Origin of the sequence: Acidithiobacillus ferridurans (assembly GCF_003966655.1) — a bacterium.
Classification (GTDB): Bacteria; Pseudomonadota; Gammaproteobacteria; order Acidithiobacillales; family Acidithiobacillaceae; genus Acidithiobacillus; species Acidithiobacillus ferridurans.
Genome location: NZ_AP018795.1, coordinates 1,769,992 through 1,792,785, shown reverse-complemented (window position 1 = coordinate 1,792,785; position 22,794 = coordinate 1,769,992). Strand labels below are relative to the sequence as shown.

The following is a 22,794-nucleotide window of genomic DNA, read 5'->3' as shown; positions in this document are numbered from 1 at the left end:
ATCCGACGCTGTATGACATACTCCACGGCTGCACATTCTGCTGACCAGCCACGGATTGCCGCAAAAACACCGATCTCCATCATGCCCAGGCTGCACAAGCCCAAGGCGAGGCGCAGTAACAAGGACCGCGCGCGCTTTTTAGCGCATGACCCAATCACGCACATCCACAAAATGTCCGGCAATGGCTGCCGCTGCAGCCATGGCGGGGCTCACCAGGTGGGTCCGTCCTCCGGCACCCTGACGCCCTTCAAAATTGCGATTACTGGTGCTCGCGCAACGCTCCCCTGGCTCCAGGCGGTCGGCGTTCATGGCCAGGCACATGGAGCAGCCCGGCTCCCGCCATTCAAACCCGGCATCCCGGAAGATGCGGTCCAGGCCTTCGGCTTCCGCCTGCGCCTTGACTAGACCGGATCCCGGCACTACCAGCACCGCCTTGACCGCCGCAGCCTTGTGATGGCCTCTGGCAATCGCCGCCGCCGCACGCAAGTCTTCGATGCGGGCATTGGTGCAGGAGCCGATGAATACCTTGTCCAGCGCTATCGAAGAGATGGGTGTTGCGGCCGCCAGATCCATATAGTCCAACGCATCACTCCAGCCCTTGCGCCGCACCGGGTCCTTTTCCAGTGCGGGGTCAGGGACCTGCGCAGAAATATCCACCACCATCTCCGGGCTGGTGCCCCAAGTGACCTGGGGGGCCATATCCGTGGCCTCCAGACGAATCTCCGCGTCAAACTGCGCATCAGCGTCGCTGTGGAGCTCGCCCCAGACCGCCACCGCCTGATCCCAGATCTTGCCGACCGGGGCATAGGGACGGCCACGCAGATAATCGATGGTGACGGCATCCACACCCACCATGCCCGAGCGCGCACCCGCTTCAATGGCCATATTGCACAAGGTCATACGGCCTTCCACCGATAGCGCATGCACCGCAGGTCCGGCAAACTCGATGGCGTAGCCGGTGCCACCCGCCGTACCGATTCGCCCGATGATGGCCAGCACCAGATCTTTCGCGGTCACCCCATTGCCCAGCTCACCTTCCACCCAGATGCGCATGGATTTGGATTTGCGCGCCCACAGGCACTGGGTCGCCAGCACGTGCTCTACTTCGGTGGTGCCGATCCCGAAGGCCAGCGCCCCCAACGCCCCATGGGTCGCCGTGTGGGAGTCCCCACAGACCACCGTCATACCCGGCAGGGTCAGGCCCTGTTCCGGCGCAACGACGTGAACAATGCCCTGGCGCTTATCGTGCATACCAAATTCTTCAATGCCAAACTCCGCACAGTTCCGGTCGAGGGTATCCACCTGCAAGCGCGAAGTGGCATCGGCAATCCCAGCGGCGCGATCCGTGGTCGGCACGTTATGGTCGGCCGTTGCGATATTGGCATCCATGCGCCACACCTTGCGTCCTGCCGCCCGCAGCCCGGAAAAGGCCTGCGGGCTGGTCACTTCGTGCAACAATTGACGGTCGATATAAAGCAATACCCCGCCGTCCTGCTCCGTATGGACCACATGGCTTTCCCATAATTTGTCGTAGAGTGTTTTTGCAGACACTTCGTTGTCTCCTCAGAAAGTTGTCGTTTCCGGTCCGCCGACGGACCGCGTCAGGCGGACGGGGATACCGCCTCTATCCAGGCCGCATCTATGGCACAGTCGTTGTTCGGCTGAAGGGCGAAATAGTCCCGCACCTCGGTGGCGGCATGCGCGCAAAGACTGCGGATCGCGGCGACCTGCAGCTCCGGAGTCCGCATGCGCGCAATCCAACTCTCAAAACGCAAAGGCAATTTCCAGGCTTGGCAGTCGCTGACAACGAAACCCGCGCGGACCAGCATGTCTTCCCATTCAGAACACCGATAATCGCGCACATGGGAGGCATCCCGCAAGACTTCGATGCTTTGCAGCAGGGTATCCAGCAGCGGTGTTTCCGGTGCGATAACATCAATCACCACCAGCCTGCCCTCCGGTTGGAGCACCCGCCGCACTTCCCTCAGGGCACGCGGCACATCCGCCCAGTGGTGTGCCGAGAAACGGGTCACCACCAGATCAAAGCAGGCATCGGCGCAAGGCAAAGTTTCCGCCACGCCTTGCTGCGTCCGCACATTCGCCAGCTTGCGCCGCTGCGCCTCGGCCGCCACCACCTGCAGCATCTCCGCCGAGAGATCATATGCCGTTACCTCCATGACTTCGCCAGCCAGCGCAAAGCTCGCGTGTCCGGCACCGCAGCCGAGGTCCAGTACCCGCCAATTGCGCTGACCATCAGCCAACGCACGCAACCGCTGCAGATCAGCCCCCTGCGCATGGGTGGGGCTCTGCAGGTAATCCATTGCGGCGATACCAAACTGTGCATCTACCAATTTTTGTTGGTCCATGATCAATCCTTACACTGTCGTATTTAACGGCGTGAACGCATCCTACGATTCTTGTTAAACTGGTACAATATGACAATTTATACTGGTATATTTTCTACCACAGATAAGAATCTTATATTGCATCCAGGAGAAAAGCATGGAAACCAGACTGCCGGTCAAGAAGTGACCGGCAACGCTCCCCTTCTCGGCGCCTTCGTCCGCCGTCACCGCGGAAAAGTCACCCCGCAGCAGGCGGGCCTCAGCATACAGGGGCGACGACGCACCCAGGGTTTGCGCCGTGAGGAGCTGGCCCTCCTCTGTGGAATCAGCAGCACCTGGGTTACCTGGATAGAGCAAGGCCGCCCCGTACAGCCCTCCACTGCCGTGCTGGACCGCCTGAGTCAAACGCTGCAACTCTCCGAAGCGGAACGCGCCTACCTGTTTGATCTGGCCGGCCGTGCTGATCCCACTGCCGATAAAGCCCATACCCAGCCTCCGCATACCGTACTGCGGATCGTGCAGGCCCTGGACACTCCTGCCTATGTACTGGATCGCTATTGGAATGCGATCGCCTGGAACACGGCCGCGGCAGCGCATTTTGTCGGCTGGATGGACCAACCCCCGACACCGGGCAAACCTCCCCCTAACTTGCTGGAATTCCTCCTGCTGAATCCCACGGCGCGCAGTTTTGTCGCCGACTGGGAAGGCCGCACCCGGCGGATCATCGCGGAATTTCGCGCGGATGTGGGTAAGCACCTGGACGATCCGCAAATGGCCCGTCAAATCGAGCATCTTCAGCAAAACAGTCCGATTTTTGCTCAGCTCTGGGCTGCACAGGATGTCGTCGAACGGGAGGGTGGCAGACGGGTTTTCCAGCATCCACAGCACGGGCAGGTGGTCTATGAACAGTGCACGTTGTTGCCAGCGACCAGCACCGATCTCAAGCTGGTCATCCTACTGCCGGCATAGGAACCAGCGATTTCTGGCGCCCGAGCTTTGTCGCGGTGCGCCCTCGGCGCCCCGCAACACCCATTCTTGTTCCTTGCCGAACTTGTGGGCATAATTCCCGCATATTCAAAAATTGATTTCCAGATGATTCATTCGCACCCAATTTCAGAGGAACAGGAGGATTGCATGCGGTTTCGATCATTGGTAGGAATGGGCATCCTGTCCTCGTGGGCAGTAGTGACAGTTGCGCATGCGGCTCCCCGTTTCACTTTGGGCAATGTGCCTTCGTACTACCAGGGGACTTTCGGAACGGGCAGCCATATCAACATTTTTTACGATGCTACCTATTTCCAGTTTCGAAATCGGGATCTGCGTCTCAAGTTGATGGCTCCCTACATCTCCGTTTCCGGATTGCCACAGGGGGCGCGGCTCACGGGTGGGGGTATTGTCCACCGCTCTGGCACGATACAAACCCGGAATAACGCGAGCGGTCTGGGTGACATCTGGTTATCCGCACACTACACGGTTTACCAGAGAACCGGTCTTTTGCCCGCAGTGGTGCCCTATGCCAAGGTCAAGCTTGCTACGGCGTCGGCCACCAATGGATTGGGCACCGGGCGCAACGATTACGAGATCGGCGTAGGCCTGGACGAGACGATTGGCACCCGCATCTTTCCATTCGCCCATCTGGGCTACCGTTTCGTGGGCAATCCTGCCGGCGGTAATCTGCACAATATCTGGACCTATGATATGGGCTCCAGCTTTGTTGCCACGCCGCGCAACATCCTTACAGCGATGTTTTCTGGTTCCGAATCCGAGCAGCCGGGTTATGCTGGTCCGGCAGACATCGTTTTTGCCTGGAACTACAACGTCACGCGCGCCGGTAGTGGTATTCAGATCTACGCAGACAAAGGGTTATCTAATGGCAGCGCGAATTACGGTGTTGGCCTAGGCGCCCAGGTCGTCTTTTAACTGGTTTCCGGATCTTTCTGGATCCGTGCAGATTCTTGAATAAATACCATCTTCGCCGACCCACGGACCATCGGCGAGGCTGAGGCGGCCGTCCTGCCAATGGATGGCGGTGAGGGAGCCGTTCGCGATTTGCACCTGGCGGAATTTGCCCAGCGGTTCGCGCCGGATTTCAAGGACCGCGGTCCTGATCACCCCTGCATGGGTAACGGCCAGGATCGGTCCAGGTCCTGCGGCGGTGTCCTGGAGGAAGGAGCGTACGCGGCGCTGAAGATCGGAAAGGGACTCCCCACCCGGAGGAGCCACCTCGTCGGGGGCCTTTTTCCAGCGGCGCAACAACTCGGGCCACCGCGTCTTGATCTCTGCTTGCTGCAAGCCTTCCCAGTCGCCGTAGCCCATCTCCACCAGCCGCTCATCCGTGGTGATGGGTAGGCCCAGGTGTTCTGCGACGATACTTGCAGTGACATACGCCCGCCGCAGCGGACTAACCACAATGGCGGCGAGGTTCTGGCGCGTAAGGTGTTCCGCAACCTTCCGCGCCTGCGTTTCGCCGTTGGGCGTGAGCTCCGGGTCGCTGCGGCCCTGATAACGTCCGCTGCGATTCCATTCGGTCTCACCGTGCCGCAACAAAAACAGGATGTTCTTCATGTCCGGGGCTTTTAATAACGCCAGGAAACACCGGCCACCAGCCTGCTGCCGGCATGGATGCTCTGACCCGCCAGATCCATCTGGTAGGCGATGACCGGCCGCACGTTTTTGGTAACGGCGTATTCGAGCCCGACACCACCTCGCAATATATTGTAGAATTCTGAGGCGTTAGGGGTTGTGCTGACCGCGAGCGCGTTACTGGCCAGCGTTTTGGAAAAAAACAGCGTACCGATGACGGTGAGGCGCCGGATGAGGCCGACGCCCACCACCGCCGAGGCCCGTATCTGCGTCACGCCATCCCTGACGTAGATACGCGGGCCAACGGAAAGACCAGCGTAGGCCAACCGGGACCCGAAATTATGTTCTACTCCCACTTCGTAATCCGGTTCGACGGCCAGGGCGCCGGTCCCGAGCTGGGGAATGGTCGATGTCCGCCCGGTGGGAATGATCGCGTTGACCGTAATGGCGTCGGCGAAGTGCGCACGCTGTCGCAATCCATAGGAGACGCCGATCTGTTGATCCTGCAACCCTCCTGCGGAATAGGACGCCTTCGGTTTGGATTTGGTGAGCAGGGCGGCGCGCAGTTGATAAACCAGCGCCCAGCCCTGCCCGATCCCTTGCTCACCGTCGATACGGAATTGCGTCTCCGAAAGCTTTGAATGGGTTGGGGTGGTGCTGCTGCTGAATGAAGTCTTGGGGAAGAGGCGGTCGGAGTGATAAAATCTCACCGTCGTCTTGATTTTCCCGGACCCCGCCGGGGGAATCCACGGCTGGGCATACGCGGACTGGCCGCATTCCGCGTAACAGACGACCAGCATGACCAGGGCCAGGAGCTTCCTGCGGCGGATATGCATGGATTGAGCCTCTCCTGTGAAAATGATAACGCCGGTGGGTGCCTAGTTGGCGAAGGCCAGATATTCGAACCCCATCCCGCGCATCTCATCCGGTGAAAGCAGCCCACGACCGTCCATGACCGCCTTACCCGCCATCGAAGCGTGGACGCGCGACCAGTCGAGGCTGCGAAATTCCGGCCAGTTGGTGGCGATCAGGACGGCATGACAACCCCGCGCCGCGGCATAGGCGTCGGCGCAATATTCCAGGGCGGCATGGGGCGGCAGCACTTTTTGCGCGGTAGATATGGCGGCCGGGTCATAGGCCTGGACAACGGCGCCCTGCTGGCAAAGCATGGAAATCACGGACAAGGCAGGTGACTCGCGCACGTCGTCGGTCTGTGGTTTGAAAGCCAGCCCGAGAACGCATACCGCCTTACCATGGAACCCCCCAGCGCATCGCCGAGTTTTTCCACCGCGAGGCGGCACTGGCCGGCGTTGATGTCCGTGACCGCATGCAGAAATTGTGAATAATACCCCTGCTGTTCCGCAATGGCGGAGAGGGCCAGGACGTCCTTGGGGAAGCAGGAGCCTCCGTAGCCAAGGCCGGACTCCAGGAATTCGGCGCCAATGCGCTCGTCGAACCCCATGCCTTGGGCAATGGCATGGATATTGGCCCCTACCCGCTCGGCAATACGGGATATCTCGTTGATAAACGAGATTTTGGTGGCCAGGAAGGCGTTGGAGGCGTATTTGGTGAGTTGGGCGCTGGCTGGGTCCGTCAACAAGGCCGGGCAGCGCAAGGGGGCATACAACGCCGCCACCCTTTCCGCAGCCGCGGCATCCCAGGCACCGATCACGACACGATCCGGGTGGAAGGTGTCATATACCGCCGACCCTTCGCGGAGGAATTCGGGGTTGACGACCAGTGGGGCATCGATTCCCGGCGACAGATGGTTTGCCAGGATAGCGGCCACGCGCTCCGCGTTCCCGCCGGGAGGGGTGGTGCTCTTGAGGACGACAACAAGGGACTGCGTCGCCGCGAGGGCGACCTGCCGGGCGGCCTCTTCCACTTGGCTCATGTCGGCATGCCCGCTGGGAGTCGGCGGCGTGCCGACGCAGATGAAGGCCATATCTGCATGCTGCATGGCTTCCTGGTAAGAGGTAGTGAAATCGAGGCGACCGGCCCGGACGTTCCGTTCCACCAGTTCAGGAAGCTCTGGTTCAATGAAGGGGATCTGGCCCTGACGCAGCAGGACGATCTTCCCTTCGTCCATGTCCACTCCTGTGACGTGGTGCCCTAACTCGGCCAGGCAGGCCGCGGTCGTCAACCCAACATATCCGACACCAATGACTGCGATGTGCTTCATACTGCCTCCTGCGTGATGCTCATGGATGATTTGTCGTAACCCTGCTGCCAGAGCCGGGCATATTGGCCCCCTTGCGCGAGAAGCTGCTCATGGGTGCCGTCCTGAATGATGCGGCCGTGTTCGAGAACCAGTATTCGGTCGGCGGCCGCGATGGTCGCCAGACGGTGGGCGATGACCAGGGTGGTGCGGCCAGTGGTGAGGCGATTCAATGCCTCCAGCACGCGACGCTCGGAGAAGGTGTCCAGCCCGCTGGTAGGCTCGTCGAGGATGACGATAGGCGCATCCCGCAACATGGCCCGGGCAATGGAGACACATTGCCGCTGCCCACCGGACAGCGACGCCCCACGCTCTCCGACCAGGGTGTCGTAGCCATCGCGCAGGCCCCCGATGAGGTCATGGAGGCCAACCGCCAGCGCTGCGGCAATGGCCTCTTCGCGCCCCGCACCAGCGCGACCGTAGGCGATGTTCTCCCAGATGGTGCCGTGGAAGAGGAGCGGTTCCTGCAGGACCAGGGCGATTTGGTCGCGGACAGAGGCGACTTTCAGATCGCGCAGATCTCGTCCATCCAGCAGGACCCGGCCTTCTACGGGATCGTGGAAGCGGGGAATGAGGCTCACCAGCGTGCTTTTACCGGCGCCCGTAGTGCCCACCAGAGCCACCGTCCGGCCGGAATCCACACAGAAGGAGATATCCTTCAGCACCGGTTCACCAGTCTGGTAACCGAAGGAAACGGAGCGAAACTCCAGCGCACCGGTACAGGATGGCAGAGGCACGGCGTTCGGGGCGTCCCGGATATCGGGTTCTTCGGCGAAGATATCCCCGAGGCGTTCGGCCGCCACCGTCGCCTTGCTGACGGTTCCGGCCATCTTGGCGAACTGACGCAGAGGCGCCGCCATGCCGCGCAGGTAGGCGAGAAAAACCAGCAATTCGCCCGTCGTGATGCGCCCAGCCAACACCTGGGAGGCGCCGTACCAGACCGCTATCCCCACGGCTGCGGCTACCAGGCCGCCCACCAGGGGGGTAAAACGCATTTGCAGTTCGTTGGCTTCCAGCGCTGCATCCAGGCTTCGTTCGGCGCGTTCGCGAAAGCGGTTTTCCTCAAAGGATTCCCGGCCGTACGCCTGGACGACAGGGATGCCGGCGATGCTTTCCTGCGCCATGCTCCACAATTCGCCTTCTTTCCGCCGCGCCAGGCGGAACGCCTGCTTGAGGCGCCGGGTGTGACGCTGGGTGATCACCAGGAGCAAGGGGACGGATGCTATCACCACCAGGGCGTAGCGCCAGTCGATGGCGAGCATGATCCCGGCCATGCCGACGATGGTGAGCAGGTGGGCAAAGAGCCCCGTTCCCACCGACACGACAAAGTCCTGAAGGGTCTGAATATCGCCGCCGAGCCGGGCCATGAGATCCCCGCTCTTCTGACGGCGATGAAAAGCCAGCGAAAGCCGCTGCAGATGGGCGAAGAGGCTGCGTCGGATATCGAAAACGGCACGTTGCCCCACACGCAACAGCAGGCGGCCCCCGGCGTAGGCCAGCGCAGAGTCGGCCACGGCGAACAGGAGCATGACCATCCCCAGGACATCCAGCAGTGCCACGCGATGGCCGAGGGGATCCGGCAGGAAACCGGCAAGCCAGACAGGCAAAGGTTTCTGGGAAATTACGCTGTCGATGACGAACTTCAAGGGCCAGGGAATGACCAGCAACACCATGGCCCGCACCGTCATCGCCAGAGCCGCACCGGACAGCGCCGCCCAGTGCGGACGCAGAAACCGGCGCAGTTCCCAAAGGGAGAAGGGGGGTTGCCTCTGGTCCATCACCGCATCCATCACATCGGCCCGGATCGCAGGGCGGCGATGATCTCCGTCACCTGCCGGGCGGTTTTGTCCCAGCCGAAGATCCCCCTGCCGCCTCGCCGGCACGGTGCCCCATGGCCTGCCGCCGCGACGGCCCGTTCACCAGGGTGAGGATGCAGCCGACACAGGCCGCAAGGTCCCCCGGCGGGAAGAGCAGACCGGTCACGCCATCCTCGATCAGGCTGGGTAACTGGCCGATTCGAGGCGCCACCACGGGCCGTCCGACTGCCAGCGATTCCACCACTTTGAGGGGCGAGAAATAGAACCCGTCCTGGGGGAGGTAGGGCGCTACCGTAAGGTCCATGGCGGCAAGGTAGCCGGGGATATCTTCGTGGGGTACGCGCCCGGTCATGATGACCTTGCCAGCGAGACCGTTTTCCGTCGCACGGGACTGGAGGGCGGCGCTGCCGGGACCTTCACCCACTACCAACAGCACGGCCTCCGGCCACTGTCGGCTGACCAGCATAAAGGCGTCGAGCAGAAAATCCAGGCCATGCCAGGGCTTCAGGCTGCCCACGAAGCCGATGACCGGTCGCCCATGGAGCCCATGGCGTGTGCGAATCCACTGTCCATCCGCTTGCGGATGGAAACAGCGGATATCCACCCCGTTGGGTAGCACCGTCACGCGATTCACCGGCACCTGCCGGGACAGCACGTGCTCACGAACGGCCTCTGACACGGCCACGATATGGTCGGCCCGTTGGAAGGCCGTGACTTCCGCATCCTCCGCCATGGCCTTCAACCGTAATCCCCGAAAACGCTCCTGCTCGTAGACCAGCGGCGCGTTCACTTCCAGCACGTAAGGCACCCTCAGAGCGCTGGCGAGGTCGCCGCCGGAGCGATGAAAGAGCGCATAACGCTCATAGAGCGCATCCGGGCGTACACCTGCCGCATCCAAGGCATCCAGGGCGCGCGCCGCGAGCCGGCGGTCGCAGATCAGCTTGTCGACCTCCCGGCGCATCGTCTGGTCATATTCCCCCTGCCCGATTCCCAGCCTTTCCCCCTCGTTACGGATCTCTGTGGGATCGGCGTCGGGCGGCAACTCGATCAGCCGCGCCGGTGGGTAAGGATTCCCCTCCCCCTGCGTGGCGCAGAGTAGCGTGACCTCGTGCCCGGCGCGTGCGAGCGCGGTGGTAAATTCCCGCACATGCACTGACGCCCCCTTGTCCCCGAGGACGGGAATACCGCGATCCGCACACAGGTATACGATATTCATGGCTGCACACTCTGCACGAATAGGGCGCGCAGGGCCTTGGCGGTCTCCCAGCATTCGAAGCGCTCCTCTATCTTGCCCCGGCTCGCCGTCGCGAGGCGGCGCCGCAGCGGCGCGTCGACAAGCACTCGTTCCAGGGTGTCGGCCAACACCACCGGGTCCCGCGGCGGTACCAGCAGCCCGGTACGGCCGTCTTCGATCAATTCGGGGATACCCGAAACCGCGGTGGAGACCACGGGCGTGCCAGCCGCCATGGCTTCCGCAAGGACGTTGGGGATGCCGTCCCGGTCTCCGTCCTCCGTTACATGAGGGGCGAGAGCGAAAACGGTTGCTTGTCCGTAAAATGCCAGGAGGCGGTCATGAGCCATGGCGCCCGGCAGGGTTACCATAGCCGTCAGGCCCAGCTCGGCGATGTGGCTCTCCAGTTCCTGGCGCAACGGGCCTTCACCGATGATGACGCAGCGAAAGGCAATCCCCCGGCTGTGCAGCAGGTGGCAAGCGGTAACCAGGTCCCGCATCCCTTTTTTGGGGACGAGGCGACCCACCGAAAGGATCAAGGGCAGATCGGCATTTTCCCCCGGCGGAAAACCCGCAAAAGAATCACCCTGAGGAAAGGCCGCGAGATCGATACCGTGGTAGACGAGATGAATTTTGTCCCAGTCCTGGCGCGGCAGAAAACCGCGCAGGTATTCGACATTGTAGCGGGTGCAGGTGAGGACGAAATGCGCCGACTTGATCCGTCGGCGCATGGCTTCCTGGGGGGTCAGGTAGAGATCCTTGGCGTGCGTTGTGAAGCTGTAGGGAATATTGCACATGACCCCGGCCAGGCGAGCGACCGTGGCGGGTGCATTGGCGAAGTGGGCGTGGAGGTGTTGAACGTTGTTCTGCAGACAACCATGCGCCACATAACCGGAACGCAGAAACTGTTTCCCGACGCTCAGTGGCCGACGGGTACGGAGAGACCACCACAACGCGAGCCCGGTGGCATGCAGGTAGCGTAGCGGTGCCCGGGCTGCCACGACGGCATGGCCCTTGGCTACCGCAAAAATGATCCGGGGCCAGGTGAGGGGAAGATAGGTTACGGTCGCCCGGACCTCGGAAACCGTGGGATGCCGGGGGGCGTCCTCGGGCCGCAGGAGCGAAAAGATGTGCAGGGGGGTACCCAGACGCTCGAGTGCGCGCATTTCGTTGAGGATAAAAGTTTCCGAAAGGCGCGGATAGCGCTTCAGTACATAACCTACTGTCGGGGTTGTCGCCGTCATAGGGATACCTCCGTGCTCGCGCCGGGATGGAGCATCTCTTCCAGCACCTCGGCAACGCGGTGAACGCCCCCCAGGTCCACGGTATCCCACTGCTTTCCCGACGGACGGTCGCCGGCAACGGCGGCCGGCACCAGCTCCACCAGTCGGTCGACCAGGTCTTCCTCGGGCTGGATCATCCACACGAGCCCGAGCTGGCTCAACGTCGTTGCGCGAAGCCATTGCTCCATGCGCGGTGTCGAGCGTGGCACCAGGATGGCCGACTTCCTGGCGGCAAGGATCTCCGCGGTGGTGTTGTACCCCCCATCGCCACCACCAGATCAGCCATGTGCAGCAAGCCCACGAGTTCGGTGGTATAGGGGATAATCTGGATGTCCGGGCGCTGAGCAGCAATCCTGGCCAGCGTCTGATACTGGTCCGGCGGCATGAGCGGCCCGGGAACGACGATGCTGTGCACCGTGTTCTGTGGAATCCGGCGCAAGGCCTCAAGATAGGCATCAACCAAGGCATATCCATCGCCGCCGCCGCCGACGGTAACGAGAACCACCGGCAAACCCGACGGTGCCACCAGCACGCCCGGAACGCCGTGCAGGCCCGTGCGGGCGACATAACCGCAGTAGCGCACTTTGGCCGCCACCTTCGGTGAAAGCTTGTAGGCACTCACCACGTCGAACAGGTGGCGACTGCCGTAAACCAGGATCTGGTCATATTCCCTTTCCAGCAACTCGTAGATGCCTTGTGCCTGCCAAACCTGGCGCACGGTCTCAGGGCTGTCGATGACGTCCCTCAGCCCCAACACGGTGCGGGTCGCCGGCATCTCCTCCCGGATGAACCGCAGCGCCGACAAAAGCTCCCCTTTCATTCCCGCTGGGGCATGATCGACCAGGAAGAAGTCGGGTCGGTAGGAGGCAAGGGCGTCCAGGATCGCCGCCTCGCGCTGTGCCTTGACCACCTCGAAGCTGGAGGAAGGGTCCCTGGCCGCATATTCCTCGGCACCAACCTTGATGACGGGAGGGATGGCTCGCACCTCCAGGCCGATCGGCATCGGCCAGGAGCCGGCCATGGGGGAACCGGTCAGCAGCATCCCGGAAAAAGGCGGTTTACGCTGCATGAGGTGCTCGACAATGGCCAGATTCCGCCGTAAATGGCCAAGGCCAAAGGTGTCATGAGAATAGAGGAGTACTCGTCGCGCCGATCGCCCATGCTTTGCGGCGGACCAGTGGTGCAAGGCCACTGTGGGTATCCGCTGCCCCGTTGCTACGAAAGTCCCGGGAGAGGACGGGGAATCACCGGCAAACAACAAATTCTGCCGGATTTCCCGTCCCGCGTAGCGTTGGCTGGTGGGCATGGGATCCACCACCTGCGCAACGGGCAGGCAGCGGTATCGCTCCGTTCCCCGCTGTATGAGCGGTTTCATCACCGCCCTCCTGAACGGAGAGATTGGAGATAGGGCTTGCCGAAGGTTTTCCGAATCGTCGCCGGTGAGACTTGTTCAGAGGAAGATTCGGTCTGCGGCAATAAGCCATCCGGACGGCGGTAGGAACGGCGATTCCTGCGCCAGCAATCCATACAGAATGTCGTCCAGGCGCCGTCGAGAAAGATGCGCACCGCGTGCGGGCTGTGATGGCCGCAAATAGTGTCGACAGTGGCGTCGACATCCCTCACCGGCTTCATCTCGGGTGCAAACTGCCAAGCTCCCAGCATAAGGGGAGCTTCGTCGTGTAGAACTCGCTGTTGTTCATAAGTGGTTGTCATAACACCCTCCTTGACTCTCTCCATTGTTGGGAAATGCTACCGATCGCGGCACCTGAAACGAGGTTAGTGGTAATTTTTACCACTTTCAATAACCACCCAGACTCCTGCCGGACACTCGTGCCGTTCTCCTGTGCGGACTACGGACCGCTCCCCGGCAAAGCGCCGCCCGGTCATTGAGTTCGCGCACTTAGGTTATCTGGTACATAACGGCTTCAATTTCCGATGGCCGGTCGACATACGGCATTCCGCTGCCGTATGATCAGTATAGTGGGATATTTTACCACGTCAAGCAATCTGCGCATGAGTGGGAATATATACCACCACGTGCTATGCTGAACGTGAACACTGATTGAGGCGAACCTGGGCAGGCCATGAATGGAGTATTGAAAACGGCGGTGTTGGCGATCCTGCGCCCATTGGTCCGGTATCTGATCGGACAGGGGTGGACCTATGGGGCGCTGACGGACACGCTCAAAATGGTGTATGTGGCGGAGGCGAGCAAGCACTATGGGGAGACCGCCGGGCGGCCGCTGACGGACAGCCGGGTCAGCCTGCTGACCGGGATCCACCGCAAGGAGGTCAAGCGGCTGCGGCTTCTGCTGGAAGAGCACGGGGACCGGCCGATGTTGCGGCATGGGGCCAACATTGCGGCGCAGGTGGTGGCGGCCTGGGTGTCGATGGCGGATTATGCAGACCCTTCCGGGCAACCCAAGTCGCTGCCCCTACGCAGCGAGGCGCCCCCGAGCTTTGAGGGTCTGGCGCGCAAGGTCAAGGCCGACATGCGCCCACGGGCTATTTTGGATGAATTGGGCCGAGTGGGGGTGGCCCAGGAGCAGGACGGCGTGGTGCACCTGCTGCGCGCTGCGTATATTTCCGATCTACCCGAAGACCAAGTCGCTTTTTTGGGGGAGAACGTCGGCGATCACCTGCGCAGCGCGGTACACAACCTGGAAGGAGGGAAGCCCTTTCTGGAGCGGGCGCTGTATTTCGATGCGCTGCCGGCGGCGGTGCTGGAGGAGGCGCGACCGGAACTCTACCGGATGGGCGAGCGCTTGTTGCGCGAGGCCCATCAGCGGCTGAATACAGCCGAGTCACCCGAAGGGCCGCAGCGGCGGCTGCGCCTGGGGGTCTATTACTATGAAGAAGACGCCGCGGCGGAATCGACAGAGGAACCGGCCGCGGAGGACGAGCCACATGCCTAAAGCCCTACGCTGGTGGGTCCTGGTCCTGGGCCTGGTAGCTCTGCCGGGGGCATGGGCCCTTCCCGACCCGGCTGGTGGTGTTGGTGGATCGGGCGCCACCCCGGATGGCATCGGCGGCACGGGTATCCATCCCGGGGGCATCGGGGGCACCGGTATCCATCCCGGTGGCATCGGCGGCACGGGCATCCAGCCCGGGGGCATCGGCGGGACGGGCATCACGGCCCTGGGGGTGATCCAGCGCTTCGGCAGCATCTACGTCAACGGTCAGGAATATGCCCTGAGCCCCCAGACCCGTTATAGCGTCGACGGCGCTGCCGGTACGGCAAAAGACCTGCATCTCGGGGACCGCGTCACGGTCCAGGCCGCCGCCGACGGGCGGGCGATCGCCCAGGACGTACGGGTGGAGCATGCCGTGATCGGCAGGGTGACCGAAGTCGATGCGGCCAAGCGACAACTCACCATTCTCGGCGAGACCATCCAGGCGGGCAAAACGACCCCCGTCACCGTGCATGATTCGGATCAATCCCTGTCCTTCACGGCCTTGAAGGCCGGTGACGTAGTGTCGATCAGCGGCCTGGACCGGGGGAATGGCCATTGGCTGGCGACGGCGATCCGTCGTCTCTATCCGGCGGATACCGCGCCCGCCCGGGTCCCGTTGCTACTGCGGGGCCAGGTGGACGCCCTTTATCCGAGTCAGAACACCCTGGAAGTCGGGGCAACGAAACTCAAGGTCAACGGGGCACTGCTCCAGCCCCTCCGGGTGGGTCAGTCCGTGGTGGTCCGGGGTACCTACACCGATGGGCAGGCCCGCGTGGAAAGCGTGACCCCCGCTGCACTGGCGGCGCAGGACGTCGGCAACCGGGTGTCCCTGGTGGGTTACCTGGCTCGCGGCGATAACGGTTGGACCACCCACGGGGTATCTCTGGTGGAGGGTTCCCACACCCTTTATGAAAACGGCGATGCCGCGGACATGCGGGCAGGCAGCATGGTCGCCATCAGTGGGCAGGTCAAAGCCCCGGGAGTCGTCACGGTGGAAAGCGTCACCTTCCGCGTCAACCCCATGGACTTTGATTTGCCCGCCTTACCACAGATGGCGCAGGGCGCGCGGGGTGACTGGGAGCAATCCGAAAATGAGGGGGAGCGCCCAGAGGTCAATAGCCCCGAAATCGAACGGCCCGATGTCGAGCGGCCGGAGGTGAGACCACAGGTGGAAAGGCCGGAAATCCTTGATGGCGATTAAGGCAAGGCTGTATCGCCACTGCTGAGCAGTGCCGCGTATCTTAAATTGAATCATACAGATGGAGAATATCGATGAACTTGGAAAGCAACCTGCGGGGGATAAAAACCCTGGCATATTCATCAACGACCTGGAGACGGAACGAGGCCGCGCCGGACTCCATTCGGCGGAGTTGCGGGGAGGATAGCATAATCCGCTGTGCGGGAGCAGACATCGGTGCGGTGCAGGGAGGGAGCGGTCATTGTCTGCACATCCTCATGGCGCAGGCTTTCTCATGAGCAGGCGGATTCTCGTCACCGGTGCGGGGGGCTTCATCGGCTACCACTTGTGCCGCCGTCTGTTGACCGAAGGGTGGATCGTACACGGTCTTGATAACCTCAGCACCTATTATGACCCCGCCCTCAAGCGGGATCGCCTGGCGCATCTGGAAAACCATCCAGACTTTCAATTCCACACTGTGGATCTTGCCGATCGGGAGGCCATGGCAGGTCTCTTCACCGGGCCACATTTTGATGTGGTGGTGAATCTTGCGGCCCAGGCGGGTGTCCGCCACTCCCTCCAGGATCCCGCCGCTTATGTCGACAGCAATCTGGTCGGTTTCGCCAATATTCTGGAGGGCTGTCGCGCCCAGGCCGTGGACCATCTGCTTTTCGCCTCCTCCAGTTCGGTCTATGGCGCCAACGCCCGCCTGCCCTACAGCGTCCACGACGGGGTCGATCATCCGCTCAGTCTCTACGCCGCCAGCAAGCGGGCCGGCGAACTCATGGCCCATAGCTATGCACATCTCTTCGGCATTCCGTGCACCGGTTTGCGTTTTTTCACGGTCTACGGACCGTGGGGCCGACCGGACATGGCCTATTTTCGGTTCACGCGCCAGATCCTTGCCGGAGAGCCTATCCCCGTCTTCAACCATGGTCAGATGCGCCGGGATTTTACCTATATCGACGACATCATCGAAGGCGTGGTACGGCTCCTGGACTTCGCACCGCGCCCTGCTCCGATGTCGACAGAGCGGCCGGATCCGAGTACCAGCGATGCCCCCTTCCGTCTTTGCAATATTGGCAACCATACCCCAGTAGCCCTGCTGGATTTCATCGCGATCCTGGAGGATCTGCTGGCGCGCAAGGCCGACATCGAATGGCTGCCCATGCAGGCCGGGGACGTTATTGCCACCTATGCCGATGTGGGTGAATTGCAGGAGGCGGTGGGGTTTTCCCCGCCACCCCCTTGCGTGATGGTCTTGCCCGTTTCGTCGACTGGTATCGGAATTATTACGACGCCTCTTGAAAACAAGTGACCCCGAACCACAGCACCGCGGATTGGACATGGCAGCGCTCCTGCTGACCGGTTGCCGAGCGAGATCGCAGCCCGTGCAGCCCGTATCGTGGTCTATATACAACATGCACAAGTCACCGAATGGGGCTGGCGAAATCTTGCCTCCGTGTTCCGTTTTGGCTAACGGACGGGTGTTGCGCGTGCGTCGGGAGTAGGGTAAGTGGTGGGTCCATATTTCACGACATGCTACAATTGATACGAAAACTGAGTAAGGCGAGCCCGGGCAGGCCATGAATGGAGTATTGAAAACGGCGGTGTTGGCGATCCTGCGCCCATTGGTCCGGTATCTGATCGGACAGGGGTGGACCTATGGGGCGCTGACGGACACGCTCAAAATGGTGTATGTGGCGGAGGCGAGCAAGCACTATGGGGAGACCGCCGGGCGGCCGCTGACGGACAGCCGGGTCAGCCTGCTGACCGGGATCCACCGCAAGGAGGTCAAGCGGCTGCGGCTTCTGCTGGAAGAGCACGGGGACCGGCCGATGTTGCGGCATGGGGCCAACATTGCGGCGCAGGTGGTGGCGGCCTGGGTGTCGATGGCGGATTATGCAGACCCTTCCGGGCAACCCAAGTCGCTGCCCCTACGCAGCGAGGCGCCCCCGAGCTTTGAGGGTCTGGCGCGCAAGGTCAAGGCCGACATGCGCCCACGGGCTATTTTGGATGAATTGGGCCGAGTGGGGGTGGCCCAGGAGCAGGACGGCGTGGTGCACCTGCTGCGCGCTGCGTATATTTCCGATCTACCCGAAGACCAAGTCGCTTTTTTGGGGGAGAACGTCGGCGATCACCTGCGCAGCGCGGTACACAACCTGGAAGGAGGGAAGCCCTTTCTGGAGCGGGCGCTGTATTTCGATGCGCTGCCGGCGGCGGTGCTGGAGGAGGCGCGACCGGAACTCTACCGGATGGGCGAGCGCTTGTTGCGCGAGGCCCATCAGCGGCTGAATACAGCCGAGTCACCCGAAGGGCCGCAGCGGCGGCTGCGCCTGGGGGTCTATTACTATGAAGAAGACGCCGCGGCGGAATCGACAGAGGAACCGGCCGCGGAGGACGAGCCACATGCCTAAAGCCCTACGCTGGTGGGTCCTGGTCCTGGGCCTGGTAGCTCTGCCGGGGGCATGGGCCCTTCCCGACCCGGCTGGTGGTGTTGGTGGATCGGGCGCCACCCCGGATGGCATCGGCGGCACGGGTATCCATCCCGGGGGCATCGGGGGCACCGGTATCCATCCCGGTGGCATCGGCGGCACGGGCATCCAGCCCGGGGGCATCGGCGGGACGGGCATCACGGCCCTGGGGGTGATCCAGCGCTTCGGCAGCATCTACGTCAACGGTCAGGAATATGCCCTGAGCCCCCAGACCCGTTATAGCGTCGACGGCGCTGCCGGTACGGCAAAAGACCTGCATCTCGGGGACCGCGTCACGGTCCAGGCCGCCGCCGACGGGCGGGCGATCGCCCAGGACGTACGGGTGGAGCATGCCGTGATCGGCAGGGTGACCGAAGTCGATGCGGCCAAGCGACAACTCACCATTCTCGGCGAGACCATCCAGGCGGGCAAAACGACCCCCGTCACCGTGCATGATTCGGATCAATCCCTGTCCTTCACGGCCTTGAAGGCCGGTGACGTAGTGTCGATCAGCGGCCTGGACCGGGGGAATGGCCATTGGCTGGCGACGGCGATCCGTCGTCTCTATCCGGCGGATACCGCGCCCGCCCGGGTCCCGTTGCTACTGCGGGGCCAGGTGGACGCCCTTTATCCGAGTCAGAACACCCTGGAAGTCGGGGCAACGAAACTCAAGGTCAACGGGGCACTGCTCCAGCCCCTCCGGGTGGGTCAGTCCGTGGTGGTCCGGGGTACCTACACCGATGGGCAGGCCCGCGTGGAAAGCGTGACCCCCGCTGCACTGGCGGCGCAGGACGTCGGCAACCGGGTGTCCCTGGTGGGTTACCTGGCTCGCGGCGATAACGGTTGGACCACCCACGGGGTATCTCTGGTGGAGGGTTCCCACACCCTTTATGAAAACGGCGATGCCGCGGACATGCGGGCAGGCAGCATGGTCGCCGTCGAGGGAAGGGTCCAGGCACCGGGTGTCGTCGATGCGGAGCGCGTCATCTTCAGCGTCAACCCCATGGACTTTGATTTCCCCATCATACCGCGGATGCCGGTGCTCCCTCCGGTATTCCATCATCCCGAAATCGAGCGCCCGGAGTTTGGGCCCCCGGAGATAGAACCCCTGGTAGAAAGGCCGGAACTTCCTGATAACGATTAATCCCAAATCTGGTCGTTGAAGGTGCTGGCCAGTATTTGAAGGTGCTGGCCAGTATTTATAGCACCGCGAAATTGCGCTGCCGCTGATTCCAGTGCCGATAAGAACGCGCCACCGTAAACAAGCCCGCACCAATGGTCCCGACAAAAAAACCGATGGGCCAGTTGGTCCAGTAAGAGAGCGCAATAGCACTCCAGATGCAACCCTCTGCAAAAACCACGGATAGCGCCAGCACGCGCATGGGATTGCCGCTCAACGCCTGGGCGGCGGCCGGCGGTCCGACCAGCAGGGTGAACACCAGAAAGGCCCCCACCACCGGCAAGGCCATGGCAGTCACCAGGGCCAGCAGGGTCAGGAACACCAGATCCATGCGTGCGGCGCGAATCCCCTGCAAGGCCGCCAGATCGGGAAAAGTCGAGTCCAGCAAGAGCGGCCGAAAATACAGAGCGATGCCCATAACCACCAGCGCGCAGATGCCCAGTATGGGCCACAAATCGGCGTCGCTGACCCCCAGCACCTCACCGAAGAGCAGGGAAAACACCGCCGGTGCATACGCATTGGTCATACTGAGCAACAGCGCCCCCACCCCCAGAAACAGCACCAGCACCAGCCCCGTACCCACATCGCGGCGGCCCATGCGCACCAATTGGCGCAAGAGCAGAACCCCCATGCCGACGAAAACCAGCAACCCGATCAGCGGATCGACCCCCAGCAGGTTGGCCGCCGCCGCCCCCGGAAAAGCGCCCAAAGGCAAGGCATGGGCGGCAAAGGCCGAACGCCGTACCACCACAAAAAACCCGATGAAAGCCGCGACAAAAGCAATGGCGGTGGCGGCAATCCAGGTATTGATCATGAAACTGGAGAACATGCCCTATACCTCGCAGTGCGGCCAACTGACCGGCTGCGGACGCGCTGCCAAGCCCGCCACTTTAGCCACCAGTACCGCCGCCAGATAAAACAGGAACACCAGCGCCACGACAAAAAAGCTCACTGGCCAGGCATTACCGGAAAACCAGTAGTAACTTTCATAGGCCATCCAGATGCCACCCCAGACCGCAGTCAAACCGATAGCAATGGCCCAGCATATCGCCTGTGCCGGGCGCCGGCTCAAGCGAATCGCCGCACCCGCCGGGCCAATGAGCAAAGCCGTCGCCAGCACTGCACCAATGGCCAGGGCGCAGACTGCTACCGCCAGTCCCAGGGCCAGCAGTTGCAGCAAACCAATCCAACGCAGGGGAATACCACGCGCCGCCGCCAGATCAGGGTCCACCGCCGTCAACATCATCGGCCGGTAGAGCAGACCCACCAGCAAGAACACCCCGGCGGAGGCCATCAACGCAGGGCCGATAAGACTCTGCGGAATCGCAAACATGGAGCCAAACATCACCGACACCGCTGCGCCCGTAGTGCTGGTGGTCGTCACGTCCAGATAGAGGAAGAGCGCCGACAGCCCCAATCCCGCCCCCAGAACGATACCCGTGGCAAGATCACGCTCCCGCACCTTGCGTACACCAAGAAACTCCATGCCGAAGGCGGCAATCCAGGCCATACCTAGAAAACCCAGCAAGGGATTGATGCCCAGCAGGAAGGACGCCGCCCCACCGGCGCTGCTCACGTCGGCCAGGGCATGTCCGGCAAAGGCGTTGCCGCGCAATATGGTAAACACACCGATCACCGCGCTGACCAGCGCTGCACAAGTCCCTACGATCAAGGCGGTTCGCACCGGTCCGCTAGCGAAGAAACCAGAGTTTTCCAAAAGCATCCAAAAATTCCACATGGCGTTAATCCGCCTTTTCCGGATGCGCTACAGACGCTGCCGTGCCCGCCTCGGCATCTTCAGCAGCGACATCGGGTAGTACGAGTATCCGCCGCCCATGCCGCAATACCGTTACCGGGTAACCATAGAGTTTACTCAACACCTCAGGCTGCACCACCTCCTCCACACTGCCAGTGGCGGCCCGTCCACCCACCAGATAGACCAGGCGGTCCATGACAGGTAAGAGTGGGTTCATATCATGAGCAGTCACCAGTACAGCAATCTGTCGGCTACGCGTCAATCTGCCAAGCAACGCCACCAGCGCGTTGGCGCTGCCGAAATCCAGATTAGCCAAAGGCTCATCGAGAATGAGCAGACGCGGCTGACGCACCAAGGCATGGGCGATAACCGCCCGCTGTTGCTGGCCACCGGAGAGCTCTCCAACCCGCTGATCCGCAAAGGCATCTGCCCCTACCGCATGCAACGCATGATCTACCAAGGCTTTTTTACGACCGGAAAACAGCGGCAGACCCAGGCGCTGGCCATCCAGCCCCAACTGCACCAGATCTCTGGTCCGCAGGGGGATATCCGCATCAAAAGCGATTTTCTGAGGCACATAGCCGACCAGAGCACGGCGCTGACCAGCGGGCGCGCCATCCATCAAGGCCTGCCCCGCACGGGTCGGCGTCAGACCTAACAGACTGCGCAAAAGGGTCGTTTTGCCCGCACCATTCTCACCGATCAGAGCACAGAGCTGCCCCGGATAGAGGTCAAAACTGACATCCCGCAAAATGCTGCGGCCGCCCAGGTCCACGGAGAGATGGGTGACTGCCAGTATCGGATCAGACATTTCCCATGCCGGATTACTTCAGCACGGTCGTCGAAGTGCCATGCTCCACCGCATTACGCAGCGCATTTACCTCCGCCAGCATCCAAGACTGATAGCGGTAACCCGCCGGCATGGTTTCATAGACACCAACCACGGGGATCTTCGCCGCCTGCGCCCGACTCAGGAAAGAAGCCGTCAGTGAATTTGTCACCTGCTGGTTATACACAAAGACTCTGACCTGATGCCGCTGCAGGAGCTGGTTCTGGGCGCTCACGTCCTGCGGTGCCGGGTCCGTACCGTTCATGATGGCGGCCTGCAGTTTCCACGGCGTTTTGATGTCGCAACCAGCGGCTTCCAGCAAATAATCGGCGACGGGCTCCGTCACTGCCACCGGCGTGCCGCCAAAGCGGGTCTTGAAGCTCGCGATGGCCTGGTACCACGGTTTCAGAGAGGCATCGAACCTGCGCACATTGGCCGCGAAGGTAGCGGCGTGGGCCGGATCCAGCTCGGTCAGGCTTGCCGCCACAGCCTGCGCCACCGCAGGCATGGTTTCCGGCTTGTACCAGAGATGGGGGTTTGGGGTGTTTTCCGGCAGATGAAGCAGATCCTGGACGACAATCACCCGGCGCTGTACGTTCTGGTTTGCCCGCAAAATTTTCCGGACCCAACCGTCATAGCCGACCCCGTTCCGCACCACGAGCTGCGCCGCGGCAAGCTCCCGGGCCACCGCAGGACTGGCTTCGAAGGCGTGCGGATCTGTGCCGGGGTTGCTCTGGATCGCAGTGACCGATACATATTCACCGCCGATCTGGCTGATTACATTGGCATATTGATTTTCCACCCCGACCGCATGAATGGTCGCTGCGGCAGCCACCTGCCCCATGCCCAGCCCAGCGCACAGGGCGATCAGCGTCAGCAAGGCAGACAGCGGATGGACACATGCATTCCGAAAGCCCAGGTCGGTCATTTTTCAAATCCTCGGAAAC

23 protein-coding genes are annotated in these 22,794 nt (G+C 62.0%); 7 read left to right on the top strand and 16 right to left on the bottom strand.

The features are described 5' to 3' along the window. Positions 1-138: 138 nt before the first annotated feature. Positions 139-1,551 (bottom strand): 3-isopropylmalate dehydratase large subunit, encoded by a 1,413-nt coding sequence (gene leuC, locus AFERRID_RS09250; RefSeq protein ID WP_126605005.1) that lies wholly within the window; start codon positions 1,549-1,551, stop codon positions 139-141. A 50-nt stretch (positions 1,552-1,601) separates the two neighbouring features. Next, a complete protein-coding gene (locus AFERRID_RS09245; protein WP_126605003.1) occupies positions 1,602-2,366 on the bottom strand; it encodes a class I SAM-dependent methyltransferase in 765 nt (254 codons plus the stop codon). A gap of 117 nt (positions 2,367-2,483) precedes the next feature. Between AFERRID_RS09245 and AFERRID_RS09240 the strand changes: the two genes are divergently transcribed. Together AFERRID_RS09240 and AFERRID_RS09235 are read left to right on the top strand one after the other, a co-directional pair. Continuing rightward, a complete protein-coding gene (locus tag AFERRID_RS09240) occupies positions 2,484-3,314 on the top strand; it encodes a helix-turn-helix transcriptional regulator (protein ID WP_225981945.1) in 831 nt (276 codons plus the stop codon). Positions 3,315-3,479: 165 nt separating this feature from the next. Beyond that, entirely contained in the window at positions 3,480-4,265 is a 786-nt protein-coding gene (locus AFERRID_RS09235; protein ID WP_126605001.1) for a hypothetical protein, read from the top strand. On the opposite strand, the gene AFERRID_RS09230 is transcribed toward AFERRID_RS09235, so the two are convergent. The 10 genes from AFERRID_RS09230 to AFERRID_RS09195 are packed head-to-tail and all read right to left on the bottom strand — an operon-like array spanning position 4,242 to position 13,190. Next, positions 4,242-4,910 (bottom strand): histidine phosphatase family protein, encoded by a 669-nt coding sequence (locus AFERRID_RS09230; protein ID WP_113527189.1) that lies wholly within the window; start codon positions 4,908-4,910, stop codon positions 4,242-4,244. The two genes, AFERRID_RS09235 and AFERRID_RS09230, sit on opposite strands and share 24 nt — an antisense overlap. A gap of 11 nt (positions 4,911-4,921) precedes the next feature. After that, positions 4,922-5,764 (bottom strand): hypothetical protein, encoded by an 843-nt coding sequence (locus AFERRID_RS09225; protein ID WP_126604999.1) that lies wholly within the window; start codon positions 5,762-5,764, stop codon positions 4,922-4,924. Positions 5,765-5,806: 42 nt separating this feature from the next. Continuing rightward, positions 5,807-6,106, bottom strand: a complete 300-nt coding sequence (locus tag AFERRID_RS15620; RefSeq protein WP_232027958.1) for a UDP binding domain-containing protein — start codon at positions 6,104-6,106, stop codon at positions 5,807-5,809. Then, positions 6,103-7,110, bottom strand: a complete 1,008-nt coding sequence (locus AFERRID_RS09220; RefSeq protein WP_232027466.1) for a UDP-glucose dehydrogenase family protein — start codon at positions 7,108-7,110, stop codon at positions 6,103-6,105. Before AFERRID_RS09220 ends, AFERRID_RS15620 begins: the two co-directional genes overlap by 4 nt. Further along, a complete protein-coding gene (locus AFERRID_RS09215; RefSeq protein WP_225981943.1) occupies positions 7,107-8,924 on the bottom strand; it encodes an ABC transporter ATP-binding protein in 1,818 nt (605 codons plus the stop codon). Before AFERRID_RS09215 ends, AFERRID_RS09220 begins: the two co-directional genes overlap by 4 nt. A gap of 49 nt (positions 8,925-8,973) precedes the next feature. Continuing rightward, a complete protein-coding gene (locus AFERRID_RS09210) occupies positions 8,974-10,179 on the bottom strand; it encodes a glycosyltransferase family 4 protein (protein ID WP_232027458.1) in 1,206 nt (401 codons plus the stop codon). Then, the gene (locus AFERRID_RS09205) at positions 10,176-11,438 is read right to left on the bottom strand and encodes a glycosyltransferase (protein ID WP_113527185.1); all 1,263 of its coding nucleotides are present in this window, start codon (positions 11,436-11,438) and stop codon (positions 10,176-10,178) included. Before AFERRID_RS09205 ends, AFERRID_RS09210 begins: the two co-directional genes overlap by 4 nt. Further along, a complete protein-coding gene (locus AFERRID_RS15615) occupies positions 11,435-11,614 on the bottom strand; it encodes a hypothetical protein (protein WP_232027456.1) in 180 nt (59 codons plus the stop codon). Before AFERRID_RS15615 ends, AFERRID_RS09205 begins: the two co-directional genes overlap by 4 nt. 20 nt (positions 11,615-11,634) lie before the next feature. Beyond that, a complete protein-coding gene (locus AFERRID_RS09200; protein WP_232027454.1) occupies positions 11,635-12,852 on the bottom strand; it encodes a glycosyltransferase family protein in 1,218 nt (405 codons plus the stop codon). Then, entirely contained in the window at positions 12,852-13,190 is a 339-nt protein-coding gene (locus tag AFERRID_RS09195) for a hypothetical protein (protein ID WP_113527183.1), read from the bottom strand. Before AFERRID_RS09195 ends, AFERRID_RS09200 begins: the two co-directional genes overlap by 1 nt. 371 nt (positions 13,191-13,561) lie before the next feature. On the opposite strand from AFERRID_RS09195, the gene AFERRID_RS09190 reads away from it, so the two are divergent. The 5 genes from AFERRID_RS09190 (at position 13,562) to AFERRID_RS09165 (ending at position 19,226) form a co-directional block, all read left to right on the top strand. Next, complete coding sequence (locus AFERRID_RS09190) at positions 13,562-14,392, top strand: DUF6502 family protein (protein WP_113527182.1); 831 nt, start codon at positions 13,562-13,564, stop codon at positions 14,390-14,392. After that, entirely contained in the window at positions 14,385-15,632 is a 1,248-nt protein-coding gene (locus AFERRID_RS09185; RefSeq protein WP_126604998.1) for a DUF5666 domain-containing protein, read from the top strand. Before AFERRID_RS09190 ends, AFERRID_RS09185 begins: the two co-directional genes overlap by 8 nt. A gap of 238 nt (positions 15,633-15,870) precedes the next feature. Then, the gene (locus tag AFERRID_RS09175; RefSeq protein ID WP_269149198.1) at positions 15,871-16,926 is read left to right on the top strand and encodes an NAD-dependent epimerase/dehydratase family protein; all 1,056 of its coding nucleotides are present in this window, start codon (positions 15,871-15,873) and stop codon (positions 16,924-16,926) included. A gap of 268 nt (positions 16,927-17,194) precedes the next feature. Next, positions 17,195-18,025, top strand: coding sequence for a DUF6502 family protein (locus AFERRID_RS09170; RefSeq protein ID WP_113527182.1), 831 nt, complete (start codon positions 17,195-17,197; stop codon positions 18,023-18,025). Next, entirely contained in the window at positions 18,018-19,226 is a 1,209-nt protein-coding gene (locus AFERRID_RS09165; RefSeq protein ID WP_113527181.1) for a DUF5666 domain-containing protein, read from the top strand. Before AFERRID_RS09170 ends, AFERRID_RS09165 begins: the two co-directional genes overlap by 8 nt. 55 nt (positions 19,227-19,281) lie before the next feature. On the opposite strand, the gene AFERRID_RS09160 is transcribed toward AFERRID_RS09165, so the two are convergent. The 4 genes from AFERRID_RS09160 to AFERRID_RS09145 are packed head-to-tail and all read right to left on the bottom strand — an operon-like array spanning position 19,282 to position 22,775. Next, positions 19,282-20,091, bottom strand: a complete 810-nt coding sequence (locus AFERRID_RS09160) for a metal ABC transporter permease (protein WP_113527180.1) — start codon at positions 20,089-20,091, stop codon at positions 19,282-19,284. Positions 20,092-20,094: 3 nt separating this feature from the next. After that, positions 20,095-20,985, bottom strand: coding sequence for a metal ABC transporter permease (locus tag AFERRID_RS09155; RefSeq protein WP_226821628.1), 891 nt, complete (start codon positions 20,983-20,985; stop codon positions 20,095-20,097). Positions 20,986-21,004: 19 nt separating this feature from the next. Next, positions 21,005-21,829 carry a metal ABC transporter ATP-binding protein gene (locus tag AFERRID_RS09150; protein WP_126604996.1) on the bottom strand — a complete coding sequence of 275 codons (825 nt, stop codon included), beginning with the start codon at positions 21,827-21,829 and terminating at the stop codon, positions 21,005-21,007. A gap of 13 nt (positions 21,830-21,842) precedes the next feature. After that, on the bottom strand, positions 21,843-22,775 hold the full coding sequence (locus tag AFERRID_RS09145) for a metal ABC transporter solute-binding protein, Zn/Mn family (RefSeq protein WP_113527177.1): 933 nt from the start codon (positions 22,773-22,775) through the stop codon (positions 21,843-21,845). Positions 22,776-22,794 lie beyond the last annotated feature (19 nt).

Coding starts and splice junctions, on each gene's coding strand:
- AFERRID_RS09225 (WP_126604999.1), bottom strand. CDS start 5,764: ATGCATATCCGCCGCAGGAAGCTCCTGGCCCTGGTCATGCTGGTCGTC.
- AFERRID_RS09185 (WP_126604998.1), top strand. CDS start 14,385: ATGCCTAAAGCCCTACGCTGGTGGGTCCTGGTCCTGGGCCTGGTAGCT.
- AFERRID_RS09235 (WP_126605001.1), top strand. CDS start 3,480: ATGCGGTTTCGATCATTGGTAGGAATGGGCATCCTGTCCTCGTGGGCA.
- AFERRID_RS09145 (WP_113527177.1), bottom strand. CDS start 22,775: ATGACCGACCTGGGCTTTCGGAATGCATGTGTCCATCCGCTGTCTGCC.
- AFERRID_RS09220 (WP_232027466.1), bottom strand. CDS start 7,110: ATGAAGCACATCGCAGTCATTGGTGTCGGATATGTTGGGTTGACGACC.
- AFERRID_RS09215 (WP_225981943.1), bottom strand. CDS start 8,924: ATGGACCAGAGGCAACCCCCCTTCTCCCTTTGGGAACTGCGCCGGTTT.
- AFERRID_RS09245 (WP_126605003.1), bottom strand. CDS start 2,366: ATGGACCAACAAAAATTGGTAGATGCACAGTTTGGTATCGCCGCAATG.
- AFERRID_RS09190 (WP_113527182.1), top strand. CDS start 13,562: ATGAATGGAGTATTGAAAACGGCGGTGTTGGCGATCCTGCGCCCATTG.
- AFERRID_RS09200 (WP_232027454.1), bottom strand. CDS start 12,852: ATGAAACCGCTCATACAGCGGGGAACGGAGCGATACCGCTGCCTGCCC.
- AFERRID_RS09150 (WP_126604996.1), bottom strand. CDS start 21,829: ATGTCTGATCCGATACTGGCAGTCACCCATCTCTCCGTGGACCTGGGC.
- AFERRID_RS09160 (WP_113527180.1), bottom strand. CDS start 20,091: ATGTTCTCCAGTTTCATGATCAATACCTGGATTGCCGCCACCGCCATT.
- AFERRID_RS09155 (WP_226821628.1), bottom strand. CDS start 20,985: ATGCTTTTGGAAAACTCTGGTTTCTTCGCTAGCGGACCGGTGCGAACC.
- AFERRID_RS09170 (WP_113527182.1), top strand. CDS start 17,195: ATGAATGGAGTATTGAAAACGGCGGTGTTGGCGATCCTGCGCCCATTG.
- AFERRID_RS09165 (WP_113527181.1), top strand. CDS start 18,018: ATGCCTAAAGCCCTACGCTGGTGGGTCCTGGTCCTGGGCCTGGTAGCT.
- AFERRID_RS09230 (WP_113527189.1), bottom strand. CDS start 4,910: ATGAAGAACATCCTGTTTTTGTTGCGGCACGGTGAGACCGAATGGAAT.
- AFERRID_RS15615 (WP_232027456.1), bottom strand. CDS start 11,614: ATGATCCAGCCCGAGGAAGACCTGGTCGACCGACTGGTGGAGCTGGTG.
- AFERRID_RS09205 (WP_113527185.1), bottom strand. CDS start 11,438: ATGACGGCGACAACCCCGACAGTAGGTTATGTACTGAAGCGCTATCCG.
- AFERRID_RS09195 (WP_113527183.1), bottom strand. CDS start 13,190: ATGACAACCACTTATGAACAACAGCGAGTTCTACACGACGAAGCTCCC.
- AFERRID_RS09210 (WP_232027458.1), bottom strand. CDS start 10,179: ATGAATATCGTATACCTGTGTGCGGATCGCGGTATTCCCGTCCTCGGG.